This is a genomic window from Pandoraea sp. ISTKB, from assembly GCF_001721285.1.
GTDB lineage: Bacteria > Pseudomonadota > Gammaproteobacteria > Burkholderiales > Burkholderiaceae > Pandoraea > Pandoraea capi.
Genome location: NZ_MAOS01000105.1, coordinates 143868 through 161933, shown reverse-complemented (window position 1 = coordinate 161933; position 18066 = coordinate 143868). Strand labels below are relative to the sequence as shown.

16 protein-coding genes and 1 pseudogene are annotated in these 18066 nt (G+C 61.0%); all 17 read right to left on the bottom strand.

Going from position 1 to position 18066, the window contains the following annotated elements; genetic code table 11:
• Window positions 1–194: 194 nt before the first annotated feature.
• The 17 genes and pseudogenes from A9762_RS27750 to ndk all read right to left on the bottom strand — a co-directional run bounded on the left by A9762_RS27750 (window position 195) and on the right by ndk (window position 17744).
• Window positions 195–827: a DUF4189 domain-containing protein gene (locus tag A9762_RS27750; protein WP_069345155.1), complete on the bottom strand. Its 633-nt coding sequence runs from the start codon at window positions 825–827 to the stop codon at window positions 195–197.
• A 299-nt stretch (window positions 828–1126) separates the two neighbouring features.
• Complete coding sequence (locus A9762_RS27745) at window positions 1127–1663, bottom strand: phosphoribosyltransferase (RefSeq protein WP_069345154.1); 537 nt, start codon at window positions 1661–1663, stop codon at window positions 1127–1129.
• 27 nt (window positions 1664–1690) lie between these two features.
• A complete protein-coding gene (locus A9762_RS27740; RefSeq protein WP_069345153.1) occupies window positions 1691–3031 on the bottom strand; it encodes an adenylosuccinate synthase in 1341 nt (446 codons plus the stop codon).
• Between the two features lie 73 nt (window positions 3032–3104).
• Window positions 3105–4265, bottom strand: coding sequence for an ATP phosphoribosyltransferase regulatory subunit (locus A9762_RS27735; protein WP_069345152.1), 1161 nt, complete (start codon window positions 4263–4265; stop codon window positions 3105–3107).
• A gap of 42 nt (window positions 4266–4307) precedes the next feature.
• On the bottom strand, window positions 4308–4496 hold the full coding sequence (locus A9762_RS27730; RefSeq protein WP_069345151.1) for a DUF2065 domain-containing protein: 189 nt from the start codon (window positions 4494–4496) through the stop codon (window positions 4308–4310).
• Between the two features lie 71 nt (window positions 4497–4567).
• Window positions 4568–5467, bottom strand: a complete 900-nt coding sequence (hflC, locus tag A9762_RS27725) for a protease modulator HflC (RefSeq protein ID WP_069345150.1) — start codon at window positions 5465–5467, stop codon at window positions 4568–4570.
• A gap of 12 nt (window positions 5468–5479) precedes the next feature.
• The gene (hflK, locus tag A9762_RS27720) at window positions 5480–6817 is read right to left on the bottom strand and encodes an FtsH protease activity modulator HflK (RefSeq protein WP_240493737.1); all 1338 of its coding nucleotides are present in this window, start codon (window positions 6815–6817) and stop codon (window positions 5480–5482) included.
• 326 nt (window positions 6818–7143) lie between these two features.
• Window positions 7144–8223: pseudogene (hflX, locus tag A9762_RS27715) on the bottom strand (GTPase HflX); the annotation flags it as partial.
• 99 nt (window positions 8224–8322) lie between these two features.
• Complete coding sequence (gene hfq / locus A9762_RS27710) at window positions 8323–8559, bottom strand: RNA chaperone Hfq (RefSeq protein ID WP_010807283.1); 237 nt, start codon at window positions 8557–8559, stop codon at window positions 8323–8325.
• A 126-nt stretch (window positions 8560–8685) separates the two neighbouring features.
• A complete protein-coding gene (gene der / locus A9762_RS27705; RefSeq protein WP_069345147.1) occupies window positions 8686–10023 on the bottom strand; it encodes a ribosome biogenesis GTPase Der in 1338 nt (445 codons plus the stop codon).
• Between the two features lie 79 nt (window positions 10024–10102).
• Window positions 10103–11296, bottom strand: a complete 1194-nt coding sequence (bamB, locus tag A9762_RS27700; RefSeq protein WP_069345183.1) for an outer membrane protein assembly factor BamB — start codon at window positions 11294–11296, stop codon at window positions 10103–10105.
• A gap of 98 nt (window positions 11297–11394) precedes the next feature.
• On the bottom strand, window positions 11395–12024 hold the full coding sequence (locus A9762_RS27695; RefSeq protein ID WP_069345146.1) for a tetratricopeptide repeat protein: 630 nt from the start codon (window positions 12022–12024) through the stop codon (window positions 11395–11397).
• Window positions 12025–12056: 32 nt separating this feature from the next.
• A complete protein-coding gene (hisS, locus tag A9762_RS27690; protein ID WP_069345145.1) occupies window positions 12057–13433 on the bottom strand; it encodes a histidine--tRNA ligase in 1377 nt (458 codons plus the stop codon).
• A 76-nt stretch (window positions 13434–13509) separates the two neighbouring features.
• Window positions 13510–14790: a flavodoxin-dependent (E)-4-hydroxy-3-methylbut-2-enyl-diphosphate synthase gene (gene ispG / locus A9762_RS27685; RefSeq protein ID WP_069345144.1), complete on the bottom strand. Its 1281-nt coding sequence runs from the start codon at window positions 14788–14790 to the stop codon at window positions 13510–13512.
• An 18-nt stretch (window positions 14791–14808) separates the two neighbouring features.
• Entirely contained in the window at window positions 14809–15876 is a 1068-nt protein-coding gene (locus A9762_RS27680) for a RodZ domain-containing protein (RefSeq protein WP_170836347.1), read from the bottom strand.
• A 261-nt stretch (window positions 15877–16137) separates the two neighbouring features.
• Window positions 16138–17259 (bottom strand): 23S rRNA (adenine(2503)-C(2))-methyltransferase RlmN, encoded by a 1122-nt coding sequence (gene rlmN / locus A9762_RS27675; RefSeq protein ID WP_069345143.1) that lies wholly within the window; start codon window positions 17257–17259, stop codon window positions 16138–16140.
• A 59-nt stretch (window positions 17260–17318) separates the two neighbouring features.
• Window positions 17319–17744 carry a nucleoside-diphosphate kinase gene (ndk, locus tag A9762_RS27670; RefSeq protein ID WP_039399079.1) on the bottom strand — a complete coding sequence of 142 codons (426 nt, stop codon included), beginning with the start codon at window positions 17742–17744 and terminating at the stop codon, window positions 17319–17321.
• Between the last annotated feature and the right edge of the window lie 322 nt (window positions 17745–18066).

Sequence of the window (18066 nt, the reverse complement as noted above, 5' to 3'; positions counted from 1 at the left end):
GAAAGTCGACGCCCGTTTTCCGTTCCCACACATGATGAGAGCAAGCCGCTACGTACAGGGTTGTGCTTCGCACTCACGCACGCGGCCCACACGGACGTCTTACCACCGCCCAGTCAGCGCCCTTGAGTCTACGATCGTGTCGCCCCCCTCCAGTTTTCTGCAAGCGGCACACTCCCTTACCGTTCACGCTGCCATTAGCTATCGTCGTCACATCCGTTGGGACGCCAGACGTAGCTATGCGTTTCCTTATCCAGGCATCTGGCCGCCTGAAACCGAACGGTGCAGCCATTCTCGTACGTCCGGGTGCATTCGCCGTTAATACACTGCGTCTGCATTCGCACCACCTGCCCCGTCGGGATCCGGCATTGCGTCGGTGCCGCCTGTGCCGCTTTGGGCGGCGGCAAACGCCGTCCCGGACGTTGCCCGCTGTCGAACCAGACCTGAGCGCTCTCCAGAGCGCATTGCCCTCCCCGCTGGCAGACCACGAACGCATCCTGCACGGCGGATTCTTGCGTGTCACCCAACGCGACACCTACCTCACCGTTGCTGGCACGCACAACAGCCCAATAGGCCGGGCCGTTCCCTGCCATCAGCACGTCGCACCGCCCGCCCCTGCTGCCCGGCGCCAATTGCGTCCGGCATCGATCCAGTGCCGCCACCTTGGCTTTGGCCATCGACGTCTGGTTGGTCACGTAGACATAGCGCAATCCATTCGCCGTGCGTAGCCCAGCCACGGCAGAGGCCGCGTGTGCCGACACGCTGATCAACGCGATCGCACTCGCAATGCCTACGGTACAAAGCAAGAAGAGGTGAAACAACCTGTTCATGACGAAACAGTCGGCCCGGAGTCAGCCATCAACGGAAGCAATAGCGCATCAGACCATACGACAAGCCCAAATGAAGCGGCAAACTAAAGGGGTTTTGCCCGCCTAATACACTGCCGATGGGGGATCAGTCCCGCGCAGCGCGTCTTCGATGGGGTCACCGCACACCGTCCAATGCGCGAACAATCCGTGGCCAAAAACAAAACAGGCGGTGCATCTTTCGATGTCACCGCCTGTCATGACCGGAGAGACCCCGATCAGGCATACCGGCATTCCGGCAAGCCCAGGTACCTCAGAACCTGTTAGGTCCCACGTTTGATCCACGCCGACAGGTTATGCGGGCGCAGCGTGTCGTACTCTTCGAACGGCTGGTGAATCCACGGATTCGTCGGCAGGAAATCGACCGCGTAGTCCGGCGCCACCTTCGAGCACGCCTTGTGCCACAGCACCGCCGAACGCACGTCCGTCACCTTCGGGAAACGCTCCTTGAGGTGCTTGCCAACACGCTCAAGCGTCACCCCGGAATCGACCAGATCATCGACCAGCAGCACACGGCCCTCAAGCTCGCCGCGCGTGATGGTGATGTACTGAGCGATGTCGAGGTCACCACGAATGGTGCCTTCGGCTTCCCGATACGAACTCGTTGCCAGAATCGCGAGCGGCACGTCGTAGATGCGCGCGAGCTGATCGCCCACGCGCAAGCCACCACGGGCCAGACACAGGATCTTGTCGAACTTCCAGTTGGACTCATAGACCTTGAGCGCCAGGCGCTCAACCAGTCGATGGTATTCGTCCCACGAGACCCAGAGGTTCTTATCGTCGTTTTGGGGCTGATTCATGGTGTGTCTTGCCAGTCCTGCTGTTTTTCAGTTCTTGAAGGGGTGGCGCAACAGGATCGTTTCGTCACGATCCGGACCCGTCGACACCATATCGATCGGAATACCGCTCACTTCCTCGATACGCTTCAGATAGTTCTGCGCCTGAACCGGCAGTTGATCCCACGACGTCACACCCACAGTGCTTTGCGACCAGCCCGGGAAGTCCTCGTACACCGGCTCGCAACGCGCCACGTCGACAGCGCCGCGCGGCAGGATATCCACCGACTTGCCGTCGATCTTGTAGCCCACGCACAGACGCACCGTCTCCAGGCCATCCAGCACATCGAGCTTCGTCATGCACAGGCCCGTCACACCGTTGATCTGGATCGAGCGCTTGAGTGCGGCGGCATCCATCCAGCCCGTGCGGCGCGGACGGCCCGTGACCGAACCGAACTCCTTGCCGACCGTTGCCAGTTGCAGACCGATGGCTTCCTGACGGGCGGCGTTATCCGCGTCGTACAGTTCGCTCGGGAACGGACCAGCGCCAACGCGCGTGCAATAAGCCTTCGTGATGCCCAGCACATAGTGAAGCTGCTGCGGGCCCACACCAGCACCTGCCGAAGCCGCGCCAGCAACACAGTTGCTGCTCGTCACGAACGGATAGGTGCCGTGATCGATGTCGAGCAACGTGCCTTGTGCACCTTCGAACAGCAGTTTGCCGCCAGCGCGGTTGACCGCGTAAAGCTCTTGAGAAACGTCAGCGATCATCGGACGCAGACGCTCGGCGTAGCTCAGCATCTTATCCAGCGTTTCCTGGAAGTCGACAGCCGGCGCGCCCAGATACTGGGTCAAAACAAAGTTATGGTAATCGAGGTTTTCGCGCAGACGTTCGGCGAACGTCTTCGGATCGAACAGATCCTGCACGCGCAGCGCACGGCGACCGACCTTGTCTTCGTAGGCCGGGCCAATGCCGCGACCGGTCGTGCCGATCTTGCTCGCGCCGCGACGGGCTTCGCGCGCCTGGTCGATGGCAACGTGATACGGGAGGATCAGCGTGCAGGCCTCGGAAATGCGCAGACGGCCACAAACGTTCAGGCCGGCGCTTTCGAGCTCTTCGATTTCCTTGAACAGCGCTTCGGGCGACAGCACGACACCGTTACCGATGTAGCACGTGACGTCCTTGTGCATGATGCCCGACGGAATCAGACGCAGGATGGTCTTCTTACCGCCGATGATGAGCGTATGTCCGGCATTGTGGCCCCCTTGGAAACGCACCACGCCTTGCGCGTGATCGGTCAGCCAGTCGACGACCTTACCCTTACCTTCGTCGCCCCATTGGGTTCCGATAACGACGACGTTGCGTCCCTGATTCAAAGCATTGCCGGACATAACAATAGTTGGTTTGGTTAAAAACGTATTCTACCCGTGTTGGCGCAGGCGAGTGCCGCTTTTTTCAGCGAATTCACCGGGGCGTCACAACCCACTGGCCATCTTTTTCGACGAGAACACGGTCTCCCGTGAATTCCTCGAAATCCTGAGCGTGGCCCGGCAGCATGCGGATGACGACCTCCCCCGCATCACGCAGGCTGTCGATTTTGGTACGCAAGCCCGGCACATCGTCCGCCGGCGCCAAAATCGCGTTACTACGCGCTTCGACTGGCGAAATCGCCGCCAACTCGCGCAAATCGAGCGAAAAACCGGTCGCCGGCCGATCACGACCGAACGCTTGACCGACCTTGTCGTAACGGCCTCCGCGAGCGATGGCGTTGGGAATGCCGTCCACGTAGGCGGCGAACATCACACCGCTGTGATATTGATAGCCACGCAGATCGGCCAGATCGATCGACAGTACCGCCGGGCCACCCTGGCCTTGCGATTCAGCCAGATATGCCAGGTCGTTCAATGCCGACGTCACGCCGGGCAGGTCCGGCAGAACCTTACGCGCACGAGCGAGTGTTTCGGCCGGCTCACCATACAACGTGGTCAAGCTTAGCAGGGCATCGCGAACATGCTCGGGAAGGTCGCGCGTCAGCTCCTGCAACTGCGGCACGTCTTTGGTCGCCAGTGCGCCAAACAATTGGCTTTCAATAGCTTCGGCCGCCGGAACCCCCTCCAGCAACGCCTCCAGCACGCCCGCGTGGCAGAGATCGATACGAATCTGTTTCAGGCCAGCCAGTTGCAAGCAGAACAGCAACAATTCCTGAATTTCGAGATCGGCCTCCAGCCCACTGTGACCGAAGATTTCGGCACCGATCTGGAACGGCTCGCGCGTCGCAAGCAGATTGCGCGGACGGGTGAACAACACGCTTCCCGCATAGCACAGACGCGTCACGCCCTTCCGGTTCAACAAATGCGCATCGATCCGCGCGATCTGCGGCGTGATGTCCGCGCGCAGGCCCATGGTACGCCCCGAGAGCTGATCGACGAGCTTGAACGTGCGCAGATCGAGGTCATGACCGGTACCGGTGAGTAGCGACTCGACGTACTCGAGCATCGGCGGCATCACGAGTTCGTAGCCATAGGTACGGAAGCGATCGAGCATGAGACGGCGCAGATCTTCGATCTTGCGCGCCTCGGACGGCAGCACGTCGGCGATATTTTCGGGAAGTAGCCAGTTAGGCATGGGAATTTCGGAATTCAGACGGCGCGCAAAAAGCGCCTTTGATTAATCGACCAGCAGCATCAGAACCAGCCCTAGCAGGACAGCGGCCAGGCCGAAGAAACGAATCTGGCCGGACGGCATTTCCGTTATTTTACGAAAACTTTGCCGCCACCGGTCCGGGGCGACAAACGGAAACAGTCCCTCGACGATCAGCATGAGGGCGAAAGCGAGAATGATTGTGCTGCTGGTCACAGGGGGACTCGGCCAAAACGCCACCGCCCGCGTTGACGCGGGCGGTGGCAGCTACTCGGATGTCAGAGGCGTTATTTTCCCGCTTTTCCGGCCGGCGCGCCAGCACCACCGGAACCGCGCATAAATCGGAAGAAATCGCTGTTCGGGTCGGCGATGATCACGTCCCTCTTGTCACGGAAGGTCGCCTTGTACGCTTCGAGACTCTGATAGAACTGAGCGAACTGCGGATCACGGCCGAATGCCTGCGCATAGATGTTTGCGGCAGCGGCGTCGCCCTCACCCTTGACCTGCTGGGCTTTGGCATACGCTTCGGCAACAGTCACATCACGCTGACGATCGGCGTCGGCACGGATCTGCTCGGCTTCGGCAGCGCCCGTCGAACGCAGTTCGTTCGCCACGCGCTTACGCTCGGCGGCCATCCGGCTATACACCGAATCGCTGATACCGGCGGCGAGGTCGACCCGACGCATACGCACGTCGACAATTTCGATACCCACCTGCGCAGCTTCGTCGCCCACCTTCTGCTTGACCCACTGCATCACCTGATCACGCTGCGTCGACACGACTTCAGTCACAGTGCGCTTCGTGAACGCTTCCTGCAATGCCGAGCGAATCTGCTGCGTCAGACGATCCTGTGCAAGGCGGTTATCGCCCTTGAAGCTCACATAGAACTTGCGCGGATCGATGATGCGCCACTTCACGTACGAGTCGACAATCAGGTTCTTCTTCTCGGCCGTGATGAAGCGCTCCGGCTCCGGGTTGTCGATGGTCATGATGCGCTTGTCCAGATACAACACGGTCTGGAGCGGCGGCGGCAACTTGAACTTCAGGCCCGGCTGGTTATAGACATCCTTGATCTCGCCAAGCGAGAACACTACGGCATAACGGCGCTGGTCCACCACGAACATGGTCGAGGCGAGCACGATCAGCAAGACGATCAGCGCGACAATAACGGTTCCAATACGGTTCATGCGCTTATCCCCTTAGCGTGAATCGCGGTCGCGGTTGCGCAGTGCCGCGCGCGATCGATCATGGTCGACATCATTGTTGTCATCAGCGGCAGGCGCTCCCGCAGCCGCCCCCGTACCTGCACCGGATGCCGGCGCCGGGGTCGACGCGTCGCTGCGCGTGCGTTCCATGATCTTGTCCAACGGCAGATACAACAAACTGTTGTTCTTCGAATCCACCATGATCTTGGTGGTGCGCGAGTAGATCTGCTGCATCGTATCGAGGTACATACGCTCGCGGATCACACCGGGCGCCTTGGCATAGGCTTCCTGCACCGACTTGAAGCGATCGGCGTCACCTTGAGCCTGTGACACCACACGCGCCTTGTAACCGGCGGCCTCTTCCGTCAGACGCGACGCCGTACCCTTAGCACGCGGAATCACGTCGTTGGCATAGGCTTGCGCTTCGTTCTTCGCACGCTCCAGATCCTGACCGGCCTTCACGGCATCGTCGAACGCCGCTTGCACCTGCTCAGGCGGTTGAACGCTCTGCATCGTGACGCTCGTTACGAGAATGCCCGTCTTGTAGCTGTCGAGAATGCGTTGAATCGACGTCACGAGTTCGTTCGCGATTTCTTCACGACCGGCGTAGAGCACGAAGTCCATCTTGCTCTTGCCGACGATCTCGCGCACAGCCGTTTGCGCCGCCAGATTCACCGACGCTTCGGCGTCCACGTTATTGAACAGGAACTCGGTCGCGTCCTTGATCCGGTACTGCACGGCGAAGCGCACATCGATGATGTTTTCATCGCCCGTGAGCATCGACGAGTCCTTGAGATCCGTATCCCGAATCGTGTTGGAACGACCGATTTCCACGGACCGGATCTGCGACATGTTGACGACCTCGACCGACTGGAACGGGTACGGCAAACGCCACTGGATACCCGACGTCGTCGTGTACTTGTACTTGCCGAACTGGGTGACGACACCGACCTGACCTTCCTGGACGATGAACACGCCCGTCGCCAGCCAGATCAGGAACGCGAGTGCGACGACAACGCCGACACCGATACCCGAACCTCGCGAGCCACCGGAGAAACTATTGTTCGAACCGCCATTACCGCCCCCGCCGTTCTTACGGCCGAAGATACGGTTCAGACGGCGATTGAAATCGCGCCACAACTCGTCGAGATCAGGCGGGCCGTCCTGCTGCGGGCCTTGCGGTCCGCGCTGCGGTTCCTTCTGATCTTGCGAATTCGGATTGTTCGCCCGGTCGGGGCGATTCGGCTCCTGATTGCCGGACGGCGTATCGCCGCCGCCGTCCCGCCCCCAGCGCGGGTCGTTCAGGGAGAAAATCAGGCCAACTCGTCGCATCAAAGCTCTTGGAAGCATAGGTAGAAGCGTGGTGACTGAAGCGGGTTGGGCGTTGCGACCGGCGCGCCTCGCATCGGAGCACGCATGTTGCCGGTTCGCGCGTGGTTCCCGAATCTGGTTTGCCGATCGGCGGCCTTTCCCGGCCTCCGTCTAGTCTCTTGCCAGTTCGTCACCCGCGTCGGAGTGCTGCCGGTATTCCCCGGGGCAACCCACCCTTCGCGGTGCGACGTCTCGTGTTATCTGTCTTCTGCGCGCGGCACATCGTCCCAACGGTCGATGAGCCGGACATCGGGCGCTTCGTGCTGCGATTGTAACCCACCAGTGCCGGCCACAACCGCCTCGCTGATGGCCTCGCGTAGCAGGTCCAGACCCTGGCCAGTACGCGCGCTCAAAAAGACACGCGTAATGCGCCCGTCTTCGTCCCGCTCGATTCTCGGCCCTTGTGCCGCCAGTTCCGGTACTGCGTCGATCTTGTTCCAGACGAGAATCTGCGGGATGTCGGCCGCATCGATCTCCGCCAGAACGGCATTGACCTCGGCCATTTGCTCCTTGCGCACCTGACTCGACGCATCCACCACATGCAGCAGCATGTCGGCGTGCACCGTCTCCTCAAGCGTCGCCCGGAACGCCGCGACCAATTGGTGCGGCAACTCGCGGATGAATCCGACAGTATCAGACAGCACGATGTTCCCGACATCGCCAAGATAAACGCGACGAGAGGTCGTATCGAGCGTGGCAAACAACTGGTCGGCGGCGTAGGCATTGGCCTTCGTCATCGCATTGAACAGCGTGGATTTGCCTGCGTTGGTATAGCCCACGAGCGAAATCGACATCGTGCCGCTGCGCTGACGAGCGCGGCGCTGCGTGTCGTGCTGGCGCTGGAGCTTTTCGAGCCGGACCTTGAGCGACTTCACACGCTCGCCCAGCAGACGACGGTCGGTTTCCAGCTGCGTCTCACCCGGCCCCCGCAGACCGATACCGCCCTTCTGGCGTTCCAAGTGAGTCCAGGCGCGCACCAGACGCGTAGATAAATACTGCAACTGCGCGAGTTCGACCTGCAACTTGCCCTCATGACTCTTCGCGCGTTGGGCAAAGATATCGAGAATCAAGCTAGTACGGTCGACCACACGGCGTTGCAGAAGGTGTTCGAGGTTACGCTGCTGACCGGGTGTCAGTGCGTGATTGAAAATCACCAGGTCGACGTCGAATTCGGCAATGGCTTCGCGCAGCTCTTCAGCTTTACCGCTGCCGATGAATAATTTGGCATCGGGGCTGTGGCGACGACCTGTAATGGTCACGACAGGCGTCGCGCCTGCGGATTGCGTCAGAAGGTCGAGTTCCTGGAGACTGGCTTCGAAATCGAGTTTGCCGAAATCGATGCCGACGAGCGCGGCGTTGGTGGTCAAGCTACGCTGGGAATGGGTATTGGGACTGTTGGACAAGAGCGGGCGGCGGGGAAGATAAATTCGCCCGGCCGGAGAGACTCCCGGTCGGGCGAGCCTGAATCAGGACTGCTCGGCTTCCGGATGGAAATTCACCGGACGCGCAGGAACGACCGTCGAAATGGCGTGCTTGTAGACCATTTGGGTGACCGTGTTGCGCAGCAGGACGACATACTGGTCGAACGACTCGATGTTTCCCTGCAGCTTGATACCGTTGACCAGATAGATCGAGACGGGAACATGCTCCTTACGCAAGGCGTTCAGAAACGGGTCTTGTAGAAGTTGCCCTTTGTTGCTCATAAGTTACTCCATTGTATTTTTAGCAAATGACCGTAAGCCAGGGCGTGTGCGCGCTTCCCACCCTGACTTCCACACTATAGCCGATTTTGCTAGCGTCGCCAGCAAAACCCCGCCCCGGACTGGCTTTCACTCGCCCTTGGCGTAAGGGTTCGCGCTGTTGCGGAACTCTATGCGTAATGGAGTGCCCTTCAACTTAAAAGTTTCGCGGAAACGGTTCTCGAGATAGCGGCGATAGCTATCGGTCACACCATCCAGACTATTCCCGTGGATGACGATGATCGGGGGGTTCGAGCCCCCTTGGTGTGCGTAGCGCAACTTGGGACGCGAGAAGCCCGAGCGGCGCGGTTGCTGGTGTTCCACGGCCTCAATGAGCGCCTTGGTCAGCTTCGGCGTCGGCAGCTTGCTCATCGCCGCTGCGTACGCTTCGTCCACCGAGCGCATCAACGGGCCAATACCCGTCGCCTTTACGGCCGAAATGAAGTGGAAGTTCGCAAAACCGAGGAATTTGAGCTTTCGCTCAAGTTCCTGCTTCGCCTGCTCACGCGTGTACTCGTCCAGGCCATCCCACTTGTTCACGCCCACGACCACGGCACGGCCGGACTCCAGAATGAAGCCCGCGATGTGCGCGTCCTGGTCCGAGATGTCCTGACGGGCATCGAGCATGAGGATCACGACGTTCGCATCCGCGATCGATTGCAGCGTTTTCACAACCGAGAATTTCTCGATCGCCTCGAAGACTTTTCCGCGACGACGCAGACCCGCCGTATCGATCAACGTGTAGTTCTTGCCCTGACGCTCGAAATCGATATGAATCGAATCGCGCGTAGTGCCGGGCATGTCGAAGGCGATCACGCGCTCTTCGCCGAGCAGCGTGTTGACCAGCGTCGACTTACCGACGTTCGGACGCCCAACGATGGCGATCTTGACGCGCCCGTCGTTCTTGCCGTCGTCTTCGCTTTCATCCGGGTTGGCGTAGAACGGCGCAATCGCCTCGTCGATGACTTCCTTCACGCCATCGCCGTGGGCGGCCGAAATCGCCAGCGGGTCGCCGAGACCCAGCTCGTAGAAGTCGTTCGCCACCGTGGTGTACTTCATGCCCTCGGCCTTGTTGACCACGAGCATGATCTTGCGCCCCGTCTTGCGCAGGTAGTCGGCGATGATCTGATCTTGCGGCGTGAGGCCCTGACGGCCGTCGACGATATAGATCACCACGTCGGCTTCGACCACGGCCTGCCGCGTCTGCTTGGCCATTTCGTGGAAAATGCCTTCCTTGGCCACGGGCTCAAAGCCACCGGTATCGATCACCAGATACGGATGCTCGCCAACGCGCCCCTCGCCATAGTGACGGTCGCGCGTGAGCCCGGGCATGTCGGCGACGAGCGCGTCGCGCGAGCGGGTCAAACGGTTGAATAGCGTCGATTTGCCGACGTTGGGGCGCCCTACGAGCGCGATCACGGGTTTCATGAATAAGCCCTAAAAACGAAGACGGCCGGCGCGCTGCCGGCCGTTCCCGGAAAATGCCCGGGTGCTTGCCGGTTACCGGTTATTCCGGACGGAAGCCATAAATATTGCCATCGCGGGTTTGCACGACCAGTGTCTGGCCGGCAATGACCGGCTGCGCACTGATGGCGCCGCTCAGCTTGACGCGGGCGAGGAACTCACCGTTGTCCCGCGACAGGAAATGCAGATAGCCCTGCTTGTCGCCCACGACCACGACACGGCCGAGCGCCAACGGCGCCGACAGATCGCGGTACTTGAGCTTGTCGTTCTGCCACAGTGTACTGCCATCGGCAGCGTTGAACGCGTAGACGGCGCCATCGGTATTGACAGCCGCCACCACCCGCTCATCCTGCGTCACACCATTCGGCGACGAGAAATCACGCGCCCACAGGCCGTTGCCGGTCTGCACGTCGGCACATCCCACACGACCCTGGAACGTCGCGCCACACACCTGACGACCGAACACGACCGGCGCGCCCGTCACGTCATTCACACGCTCGACCTCGGTCACACCCTTCGGATACGAGAGCGGCGTGATCCACTGGGGGTTGCCCGTATTGGCGTCGAGTGCGACCAGTTTGCCGCCGGGGAAACCGGTAATGACCGAACGATCGCCCAGGAACGTCATGCCGGTACCCGTGCGCAGCGTCAACGTCGTCGACGGCTGCGAGTACGACCAGCGCACCGAACCGGTGCCCGAGTCGAACGCCGTGACGCGGTTGTTGATGGCACGCACCACCACCAGCCCCCGCCCGACCAGCGGTGCAGTGAGGACTTCGCTGCCCGCGTTTGCCTTCCATGCCGGCTTGCCGTCGTGGTCGAACGCGATCACGTCGCCCTTGTGCGTGGCCACGACGGTCGTCTCACCATCGCTGCCCGGCCCGGCCGTAATGTCCGTATCGGCCTTGGCGGACCAGTTCGAAGCGCCCGTTTCCGCATCCACACGTACGATGCTGCCGTTTGCACCTGCCGCGAACACGGCGTTGCCAACGGCCACCGGCGCGAAGCTGTAAGCACCGGCCTTGCCAACGCTCGCCGTCCAGATCTGCTTGACGGTCAACGCTTGCTTGATCTCCGTGAGGGGCGTCGGTTCATGCGCGGGCTTGCTGCCGAAGAGTCCGCAACCACCCAGCGTGCCGAGTACGGCCAGCGTCAGCACCGCAGTGCCCGCACGCTTGAAAATGCCCCGGCGCGACGAGGCCGCCAGGCTAACCTGTGCAGACTGAGACGTAGCCATCGTTTGCGGCATCGATCGACGGAAGTCGTTAAGGATCATCATGTACCCGGTTATGCGTTATGGGAGGGTAATACTTGCCAACGGATTGCCGACGCGCGTCAGGCCCCCAGCGCGTCGAGCTTGAACTGAACAAACTGGCGCATGCCCGAGTCCTGCTTGTCGAGCTTGTCGAGCGCGAGCTTGTAAGCCGTACGAGCGTCGGCCACTTTGCTCTGCGCGACGAGCACGTCGCCGCGACGGTCGGCAAACACGCCAGCGTACGGCGCCGGCGGATTGTCCAGTAGCTTGAGCGCCTCGTCATACGCCTTCTCGTCGAGCAACACCCCCGCCAGACGCAGTTTGGCGAGTTGCTTGTACTCGTCGTCCTTGGCATTCGACACGGCCCATTGCAGTTGCGCCTTTGCACCTGCCGCATCGCCAGCATCCGCCAGCGTCTTGGCGGCGAGCAGTGCCGTCATTTGCGCATACGGCGTACCGCTGAACTTGCTCTCCATATCGGACGCGATACGCGTGACCTTCGCCTTGTCCTTCGCGTCGATGGCGGTTTCCAGCTCGCCATACAGCACACCGGCTTCCACCGTCTGCTTACGCTCGTAATAGCGCCACAGATTCCAGCCGCCATAGGCGAGCATGATGACGACGAGCGTCCAGATAACGTAATTGCCGTACTGCTTCCACCAGGCCTTTACGTTCTCGATCTGTTCCTGTTCCTCGTGATAGCTGCTCATTCGCCGGTATTCTCCGTGTCTGGCGTCGTGAATTAATGAAGGGTTTCGTTGCCCGGACCGTCTTCGCCCAGGCTTTCGTTCACGCTTTCGTCCGCACTGGCGACGATAGCGTCGATCAGATACTCGGCGAGCCCGTCGAACGGCACGCTCGTCTGATTGTTCGTCTGCTCGGCGGCACGCAGATGCTTGACTTCGGCAGTGCCCGAAGCCACTTCGTTCTCACCGATAATGACCGCGAAATTCGCACCGCTCGCATTTGCGCGCTTCATCTGCGACTTGAAGCTGCTGCCATTGCCATCCGGGCTGCAGTGGAACACCACGTTCAAGCCCGCGTCGCGCATGCGTTCCGCAGCGATCAGCGCCGGCGCCACCGCCGATTCCCCCTGATGCACGACGTAGACATCGGCACCTTCGGCCTGCGGCACGAGATCGTCTTCGCGCAGCAGTTCGAGAATACGTTCGACGCCCATCGCCCAGCCGCATGCCGGCGTGGCGTCACCACCCAGTTGTTCGATGAGCGGATCGTAACGGCCGCCACCGGCCACCGTGCCCTGCGCACCCAGCTTGTCGGTCACCCACTCGAACACGGTCAGATTGTAATAATCCAGACCACGCACCAGACGCGGATTGATCGTGAACGGAATGTTGTTTGCCTTGAGCAGCGACTGCACGCCCTCAAAGTGCTTGATGGACGCTTCGCCGAGGTAATCGATGAGCTTCGGCGCTCCTTCGACCATCTCCTGCATTGCCGGGTTCTTCGTGTCGAGCACGCGCAGCGGGTTCGTGTAAAGGCGACGCTTGCCGTCTTCATCCAGCAGATCGACGTGCTTCTCGAGGTAAGCGATCAGATCGGCACGATGACGCGCACGCTCTTCGCCCTGCCCCAGGGAATTGAGTTGCAGGTGGATACCGGTCAGACCGAGATCGTCCCACAGACGCTGGCACATCAGAATGATTTCGACGTCGGCGTCCGGCCCCGCCAGACCGAGTGCTTCCACACCGACCTGATGGAACTGACGATAGCGGCCGCGTTGCGGCTTCTCGTGACGGAACATCGGGCCGAAGTACCACAGGCGTTTCGGGCCGCCGTACAGCAGGTTGTGTTCGAGCGTCGCACGAACGGCCGCTGCGGTGCCTTCCGGGCGCATCGTCAGTTGCTCGCCGTTGAGCGAGTCGGTGAAGCTGTACATCTCCTTCTCGACGATGTCGGTCACCTCACCGATGCCGCGCGTGAACAACTGCGTATGCTCGAGAATCGGCGTACGGATCTGTTGGTAGCCATAGGCGCGCAGCATGGCGCGCACGGATTCCTCGAAAAACTCCCACAGGGCTTCGTCCTGCGGGAGGATATCGTTCATGCCTTTGACCCCGGCCAGTTTGGCGAGGCGATTCTTCTTTGCGTCAGTCATATTCTCTTGTGTTCTGCCTGCATGCTGCCGGCGTCCAGCCCAAATGCCGGCTTGAATGCCGACTTGAATGCCCGACTTACGCGGCAACGACGCCTTCGGCCTCACCGTAGTGGGTCTTCACGTAGTCGTCGACGATCTGCTGGAACTCTTCCGCGATATGGTCGCCGCGCAGCGTGCGCACCTTCTCGCCGTCGACGAACACCGGTGCCGCCGGCGACTCACCCGAACCCGGCAAGCTGATACCGATATTCGCGTGCTTCGATTCGCCCGGGCCGTTCACGATGCAGCCCATCACCGCAACGTTCATGTTCTCGACGCCCGGATATTGAGCCTTCCACACCGGCATTTGTTCACGCAGATATTTCTGAATACTCGCTGCCAGTTCCTGGAACACGGTACTCGTCGTGCGTCCACAACCCGGACAGGCGATGACCATCGGCGCGAACGCGCGCAGGCCCATCGTCTGCAGGATTTCCTGCGCCACCACAACTTCGCCCGTACGCGCGCCGCCCGGTTCCGGCGTCAGCGAAATACGGATCGTGTCGCCAATCCCTTCCTGCAACAGCACCGACAACGCTGCCGTCGAGGCGACGATGCCCTTCGAGCCCATACCGGCTTCGGTCAGCCCGAGGTGCAACGCGTAGTCGCAGCGCTTGGACAGTTCGCGGTACACCGCGATCAGATCCTGTACCGCGCTCACCTTGCACGACAGCAGAATCTTGTCGGCGGACAAACCGACACGCTGCGCCAGATCCGCGGATTCCAGTGCCGACGTGATGAGGGCTTCGTACATCACGCTCTGTGCATCCCAAGGCGTAGCACGCGAAGCATTCTCGTCCATGATGCGAGCGAGCAACGTCTGGTCCAGGCTGCCCCAGTTCACACCAATACGCACCGGCTTGTCGTACTTGATCGCCATTTCGATCATTTGCGCAAACTGCGTATCGCGTTTCGCACCTTTGCCGACGTTGCCCGGGTTGATACGGTACTTCGACAACGCTTCGGCGCATGCCGGATAGTCGGCAAGCAACGTATGACCGTTGTAATGGAAGTCGCCGACCAGCGGCACGGTCACGCCCATGCGATCGAGCTGGTTGCGAATCTCGGGCACGGCAGCCGCGGCTTCCGGCGTATTCACCGTAATACGCACGAGTTCCGAACCTGCTTGCGCGAGTTCCTTGACCTGAATGGCCGTACCGATCACGTCTTCCGTGTCGGTGTTGGTCATCGATTGCACGCGAATCGGCGAATCGCCGCCAACCGTCACAAGCTGGCCGCCCCAACGAATCCCGACCTTACGGGATTTGCGACGGGGTGCCGGACCACCGATGATCGGCATGCATTCTACAGAAGCCATGATTACCCTCTTTCGGTCTTACTGGAGCGTCAGACGCGCCACATTGCCCGCATTACGGGACTTGATCTCGACCGGTTGACCGTTGAATTCCAGCGATTCGACGCCCGCGACGTTACCCACAACGACTTTGAGCGGCGCATCGCCCGTAATTTCCTGTTCGGCACCTGCACGCATCAGTTGGGAGAACAGCACCTTGCCGTCCTTCGAACGCACTTCCACCCAACTGTCTGCCTTCAGGCGCAACGCAATCTTGCCATTGCCCGGCGCACCTGCGCTCGACGCCTTCACGTCGGCCGGCGGCGTCGCTGTGACGGCGGGCGCCGTAGCAGCGCTGGCCAGCCCGGCGACCACGTGCGTCGGGTCGACCGCGGCAAGCAGGCCAGGCCCCGCGGCGGCCGCACTGGCCGACGCGTTATTGACCGTACTTTCCGTATTCCCGTTGTTGGCCGAATTCGTACCATCCGCACCCGGCGGCGTGCCATTTGCATCGGCAACGACCGGCTGACTGGCGGGTTCCGCCGCTTCCGTCGCGCCTTGGGCCGACGCACCGCTGGCCAGTTCCGCCGGCTCGGTCGCACCGCGCCCAGCCTTGTGGGCATTGCCGAAGTACCAGGCAGCACCGGCGATCACCACCAATGCCGCGAGCGCCCACGGCCATTTCGCTTGCGACGCGGCCACCGGCGAACGGAAACGCACAGGGCTCTTCGGGATGCTCGGCTGCCCCGACTGCGGCTGCGGAATCTCGATCGCGGCCTGGGGCGTTCCGCCAACACGGCGCAACGATTCGATCATCGGCTCGGGATCACCGCCCACCATACGGGCATAGCTACGCACCACACCCTGAATGAACGGCATTTCCGGCAACGCGTCCCACTCGCCAGCTTCAAGACGCTTGAGCTTCTGCACGGAGACTTTCAATCGCGCCGACACGTCTTCGACCGACATGCCGCGCTTCTCGCGCAATGCCGCCAGTTGCGCCCCCACTTGCGCGCCCAGCTCAGCCCATCCGGCAGGTGCTCCCTGCGGCAATCCCTGGCCTTGAGCCCCGGCTTGTCCGCCTGCATCCGCCTGATTCTGGTTATCCATCGATACGCCCCCGTTCGTAAGCAGCCGCCCGCAGCGGCTGAGGATATGCTGGCGACAGTCCCGCTGCATCGTCCACCGTGCGCGCAACGTGAAGATCTGCGCGACGCTCCGGAAGACTCGACAAGGAACTGACGGAATCGCGCGGGGCATGAAACATGTCCCGCGCAAGGAATGCTGTAGTGCAAGACTGATCCGACGGACGGCATGGTGCGTGCGGGGCCGACGGCCCTCGCCACGGTCCACGCCCGCCCATGCGCCCCGTCATACGGTACGCACCTCGACCGCGATTTTCCCGAATTTGCCACGCTGCGCCAACCGCGTGCGATCCTGCACTTCGCCGGCCAGCTGGCCACAGGCGGCGTCGATGTCATCGCCACGCGTCTTACGCACGGTCGTGACCAGGCCTGCATCGAGCAGAATCTGCGCGAAACGCTTGATCTGCGGATCCTTCGATCGCAGCAGACCGGACTCAGGGAACGGATTGAAAGGGATCAGATTGAATTTGCACGGCAAGTCGCGCGTCAGGGCGACGAGCTCGCGCGCATGCGCTTCGGTGTCGTTCACACCGTCGAGCATGCAATACTCGAACGTGATGAAGTCACGCGGCGCCACTTCAAGGTAGCGCTCGCACGCGCCCATCAGCTCGCGTAACGGATATTTTTTGTTGAGGGGCACAAGCACATCGCGCAGCGCATCGTTCGGCGCGTGCAGCGAGACGGCCAGCGCCACGGGCAGTTCCTGCCCCAGACGGTCCATCATCGGCACCACCCCCGACGTCGACAACGTTACGCGGCGGCGCGACAGCCCATAGGCATTGTCGTCGAGCATGAGGCGCATGGCGCCCACCACATTGTCGAAATTGAGCAGCGGCTCGCCCATGCCCATCATCACGACGTTGGTGATGACACGCTCGTTCTTGCCCTCGCGCCCGAGGTCACGACGCAGTGCGAATTCGGCCATCCAAAGCTGACCGATGATTTCGCCGAGCGTCAGATTGCGCGAGAACCCCTGCTTGCCGGTCGAACAGAACCGGCAATTGACGGCGCAGCCCGCTTGTGACGAAACACAAAGCGTGCCACGCGTCTCCTCGGGGATGTAGACGGTCTCAACGGCGTTGCCGTTGCCTACGTCGAGCAGCCATTTGCGCGTGCCATCGGCCGACAAATGATCGGTGATGGCCGCAGGCGCAATGATGTTCGCGCGCGTCTTCAGCTTCTCGCGAAGCGATTTGGCCAGATCGGTCATGCCGTCGAAATCGGCGGCTCCCATCTGGTGGATCCAACGCTGGAGCTGGCGCGCACGGAACGGCTTTTCGCCGAGCGTGCCGCAATAGGCGGCCAGACCGTCCGGATCGTAATCAAGCAGATTCGTAAGGTTGGTCATGGCCCTGGTCCGTCAACATCCCTTCGGTATCTTCCTGCGATTGAGCGACTATACGCGGCTTAGCGCGAGTAGACGTTCATGCCCGGGAAGAAGAAAGCCACTTCCACAGCGGCGGTTTCGGCAGCGTCCGAACCGTGCACGGCGTTGGCGTCGATGCTGTCAGCGAAGTCAGCGCGGATCGTGCCCTTCTCTGCCTTCTTCGGGTCGGTGGCGCCCATCAGTTCGCGGTTCTTCGCGATGGCGTTTTCACCTTCCAGTGCCTGGATCATCACCGGGCCCGAGATCATGAAATCGACCAGGTCCTTGAAGAACGGGCGTTCCTTGTGAACAGCGTAGAACTGCTCGGCTTCTGCGCGCGACAGATGCACCAGCTTGGCAGCGGCGATCTTCAGGCCTGCGGCTTCGAAGCGGCTGTAAATCTGGCCGATCACGTTCTTAGCAACGGCATCGGGCTTGATAATCGACAAAGTGCGTTCGACTGCCATGAAAAACTCCAAAAAATTAAGCAGTTATATAACCAACATGAACCCGTAATTGTAGCACGAAGGCTGTTATGATGGGGATGGAACCTACAGTGCGCGTACCGCTCAAACGCAGGACGGCCGGGACTATCCGGCTTTTCGCGAAGTGGACACAGGGATGCGCTTCCCAGACCTTGCCTAAATGGGAGGGTTTGGGTGCTGACGGTGGATTGAAATTCAGGCTTTTGCCCAGAGATTTCAGGAATCGTCCGAGCGCTTTCCCGGATATCTTTGGGTATCCTTAAGCTTCGACGACAAGCCGGAACAACGGCTGCGGGGGATTCGC

Bases quoted from the DNA above. Each gene is read 5' to 3' on its own strand.
- A9762_RS27750 (WP_069345155.1), bottom strand. From the start codon at position 827: ATGAACAGGTTGTTTCACCTCTTCTTGCTTTGTACCGTAGGCATTGCG.
- A9762_RS27745 (WP_069345154.1), bottom strand. From the start codon at position 1,663: ATGAATCAGCCCCAAAACGACGATAAGAACCTCTGGGTCTCGTGGGAC.
- A9762_RS27740 (WP_069345153.1), bottom strand. From the start codon at position 3,031: ATGTCCGGCAATGCTTTGAATCAGGGACGCAACGTCGTCGTTATCGGA.
- A9762_RS27735 (WP_069345152.1), bottom strand. From the start codon at position 4,265: ATGCCTAACTGGCTACTTCCCGAAAATATCGCCGACGTGCTGCCGTCC.
- hflC (WP_069345150.1), bottom strand. From the start codon at position 5,467: ATGAACCGTATTGGAACCGTTATTGTCGCGCTGATCGTCTTGCTGATC.
- hflK (WP_240493737.1), bottom strand. From the start codon at position 6,817: ATGCGACGAGTTGGCCTGATTTTCTCCCTGAACGACCCGCGCTGGGGG.
- hfq (WP_010807283.1), bottom strand. From the start codon at position 8,559: ATGAGCAACAAAGGGCAACTTCTACAAGACCCGTTTCTGAACGCCTTG.
- der (WP_069345147.1), bottom strand. From the start codon at position 10,023: ATGAAACCCGTGATCGCGCTCGTAGGGCGCCCCAACGTCGGCAAATCG.
- bamB (WP_069345183.1), bottom strand. From the start codon at position 11,296: ATGGCTACGTCTCAGTCTGCACAGGTTAGCCTGGCGGCCTCGTCGCGC.
- A9762_RS27695 (WP_069345146.1), bottom strand. From the start codon at position 12,024: ATGAGCAGCTATCACGAGGAACAGGAACAGATCGAGAACGTAAAGGCC.
- hisS (WP_069345145.1), bottom strand. From the start codon at position 13,433: ATGACTGACGCAAAGAAGAATCGCCTCGCCAAACTGGCCGGGGTCAAA.
- ispG (WP_069345144.1), bottom strand. From the start codon at position 14,790: ATGGCTTCTGTAGAATGCATGCCGATCATCGGTGGTCCGGCACCCCGT.
- A9762_RS27680 (WP_170836347.1), bottom strand. From the start codon at position 15,876: ATGGATAACCAGAATCAGGCGGATGCAGGCGGACAAGCCGGGGCTCAA.
- rlmN (WP_069345143.1), bottom strand. From the start codon at position 17,259: ATGACCAACCTTACGAATCTGCTTGATTACGATCCGGACGGTCTGGCC.
- ndk (WP_039399079.1), bottom strand. From the start codon at position 17,744: ATGGCAGTCGAACGCACTTTGTCGATTATCAAGCCCGATGCCGTTGCT.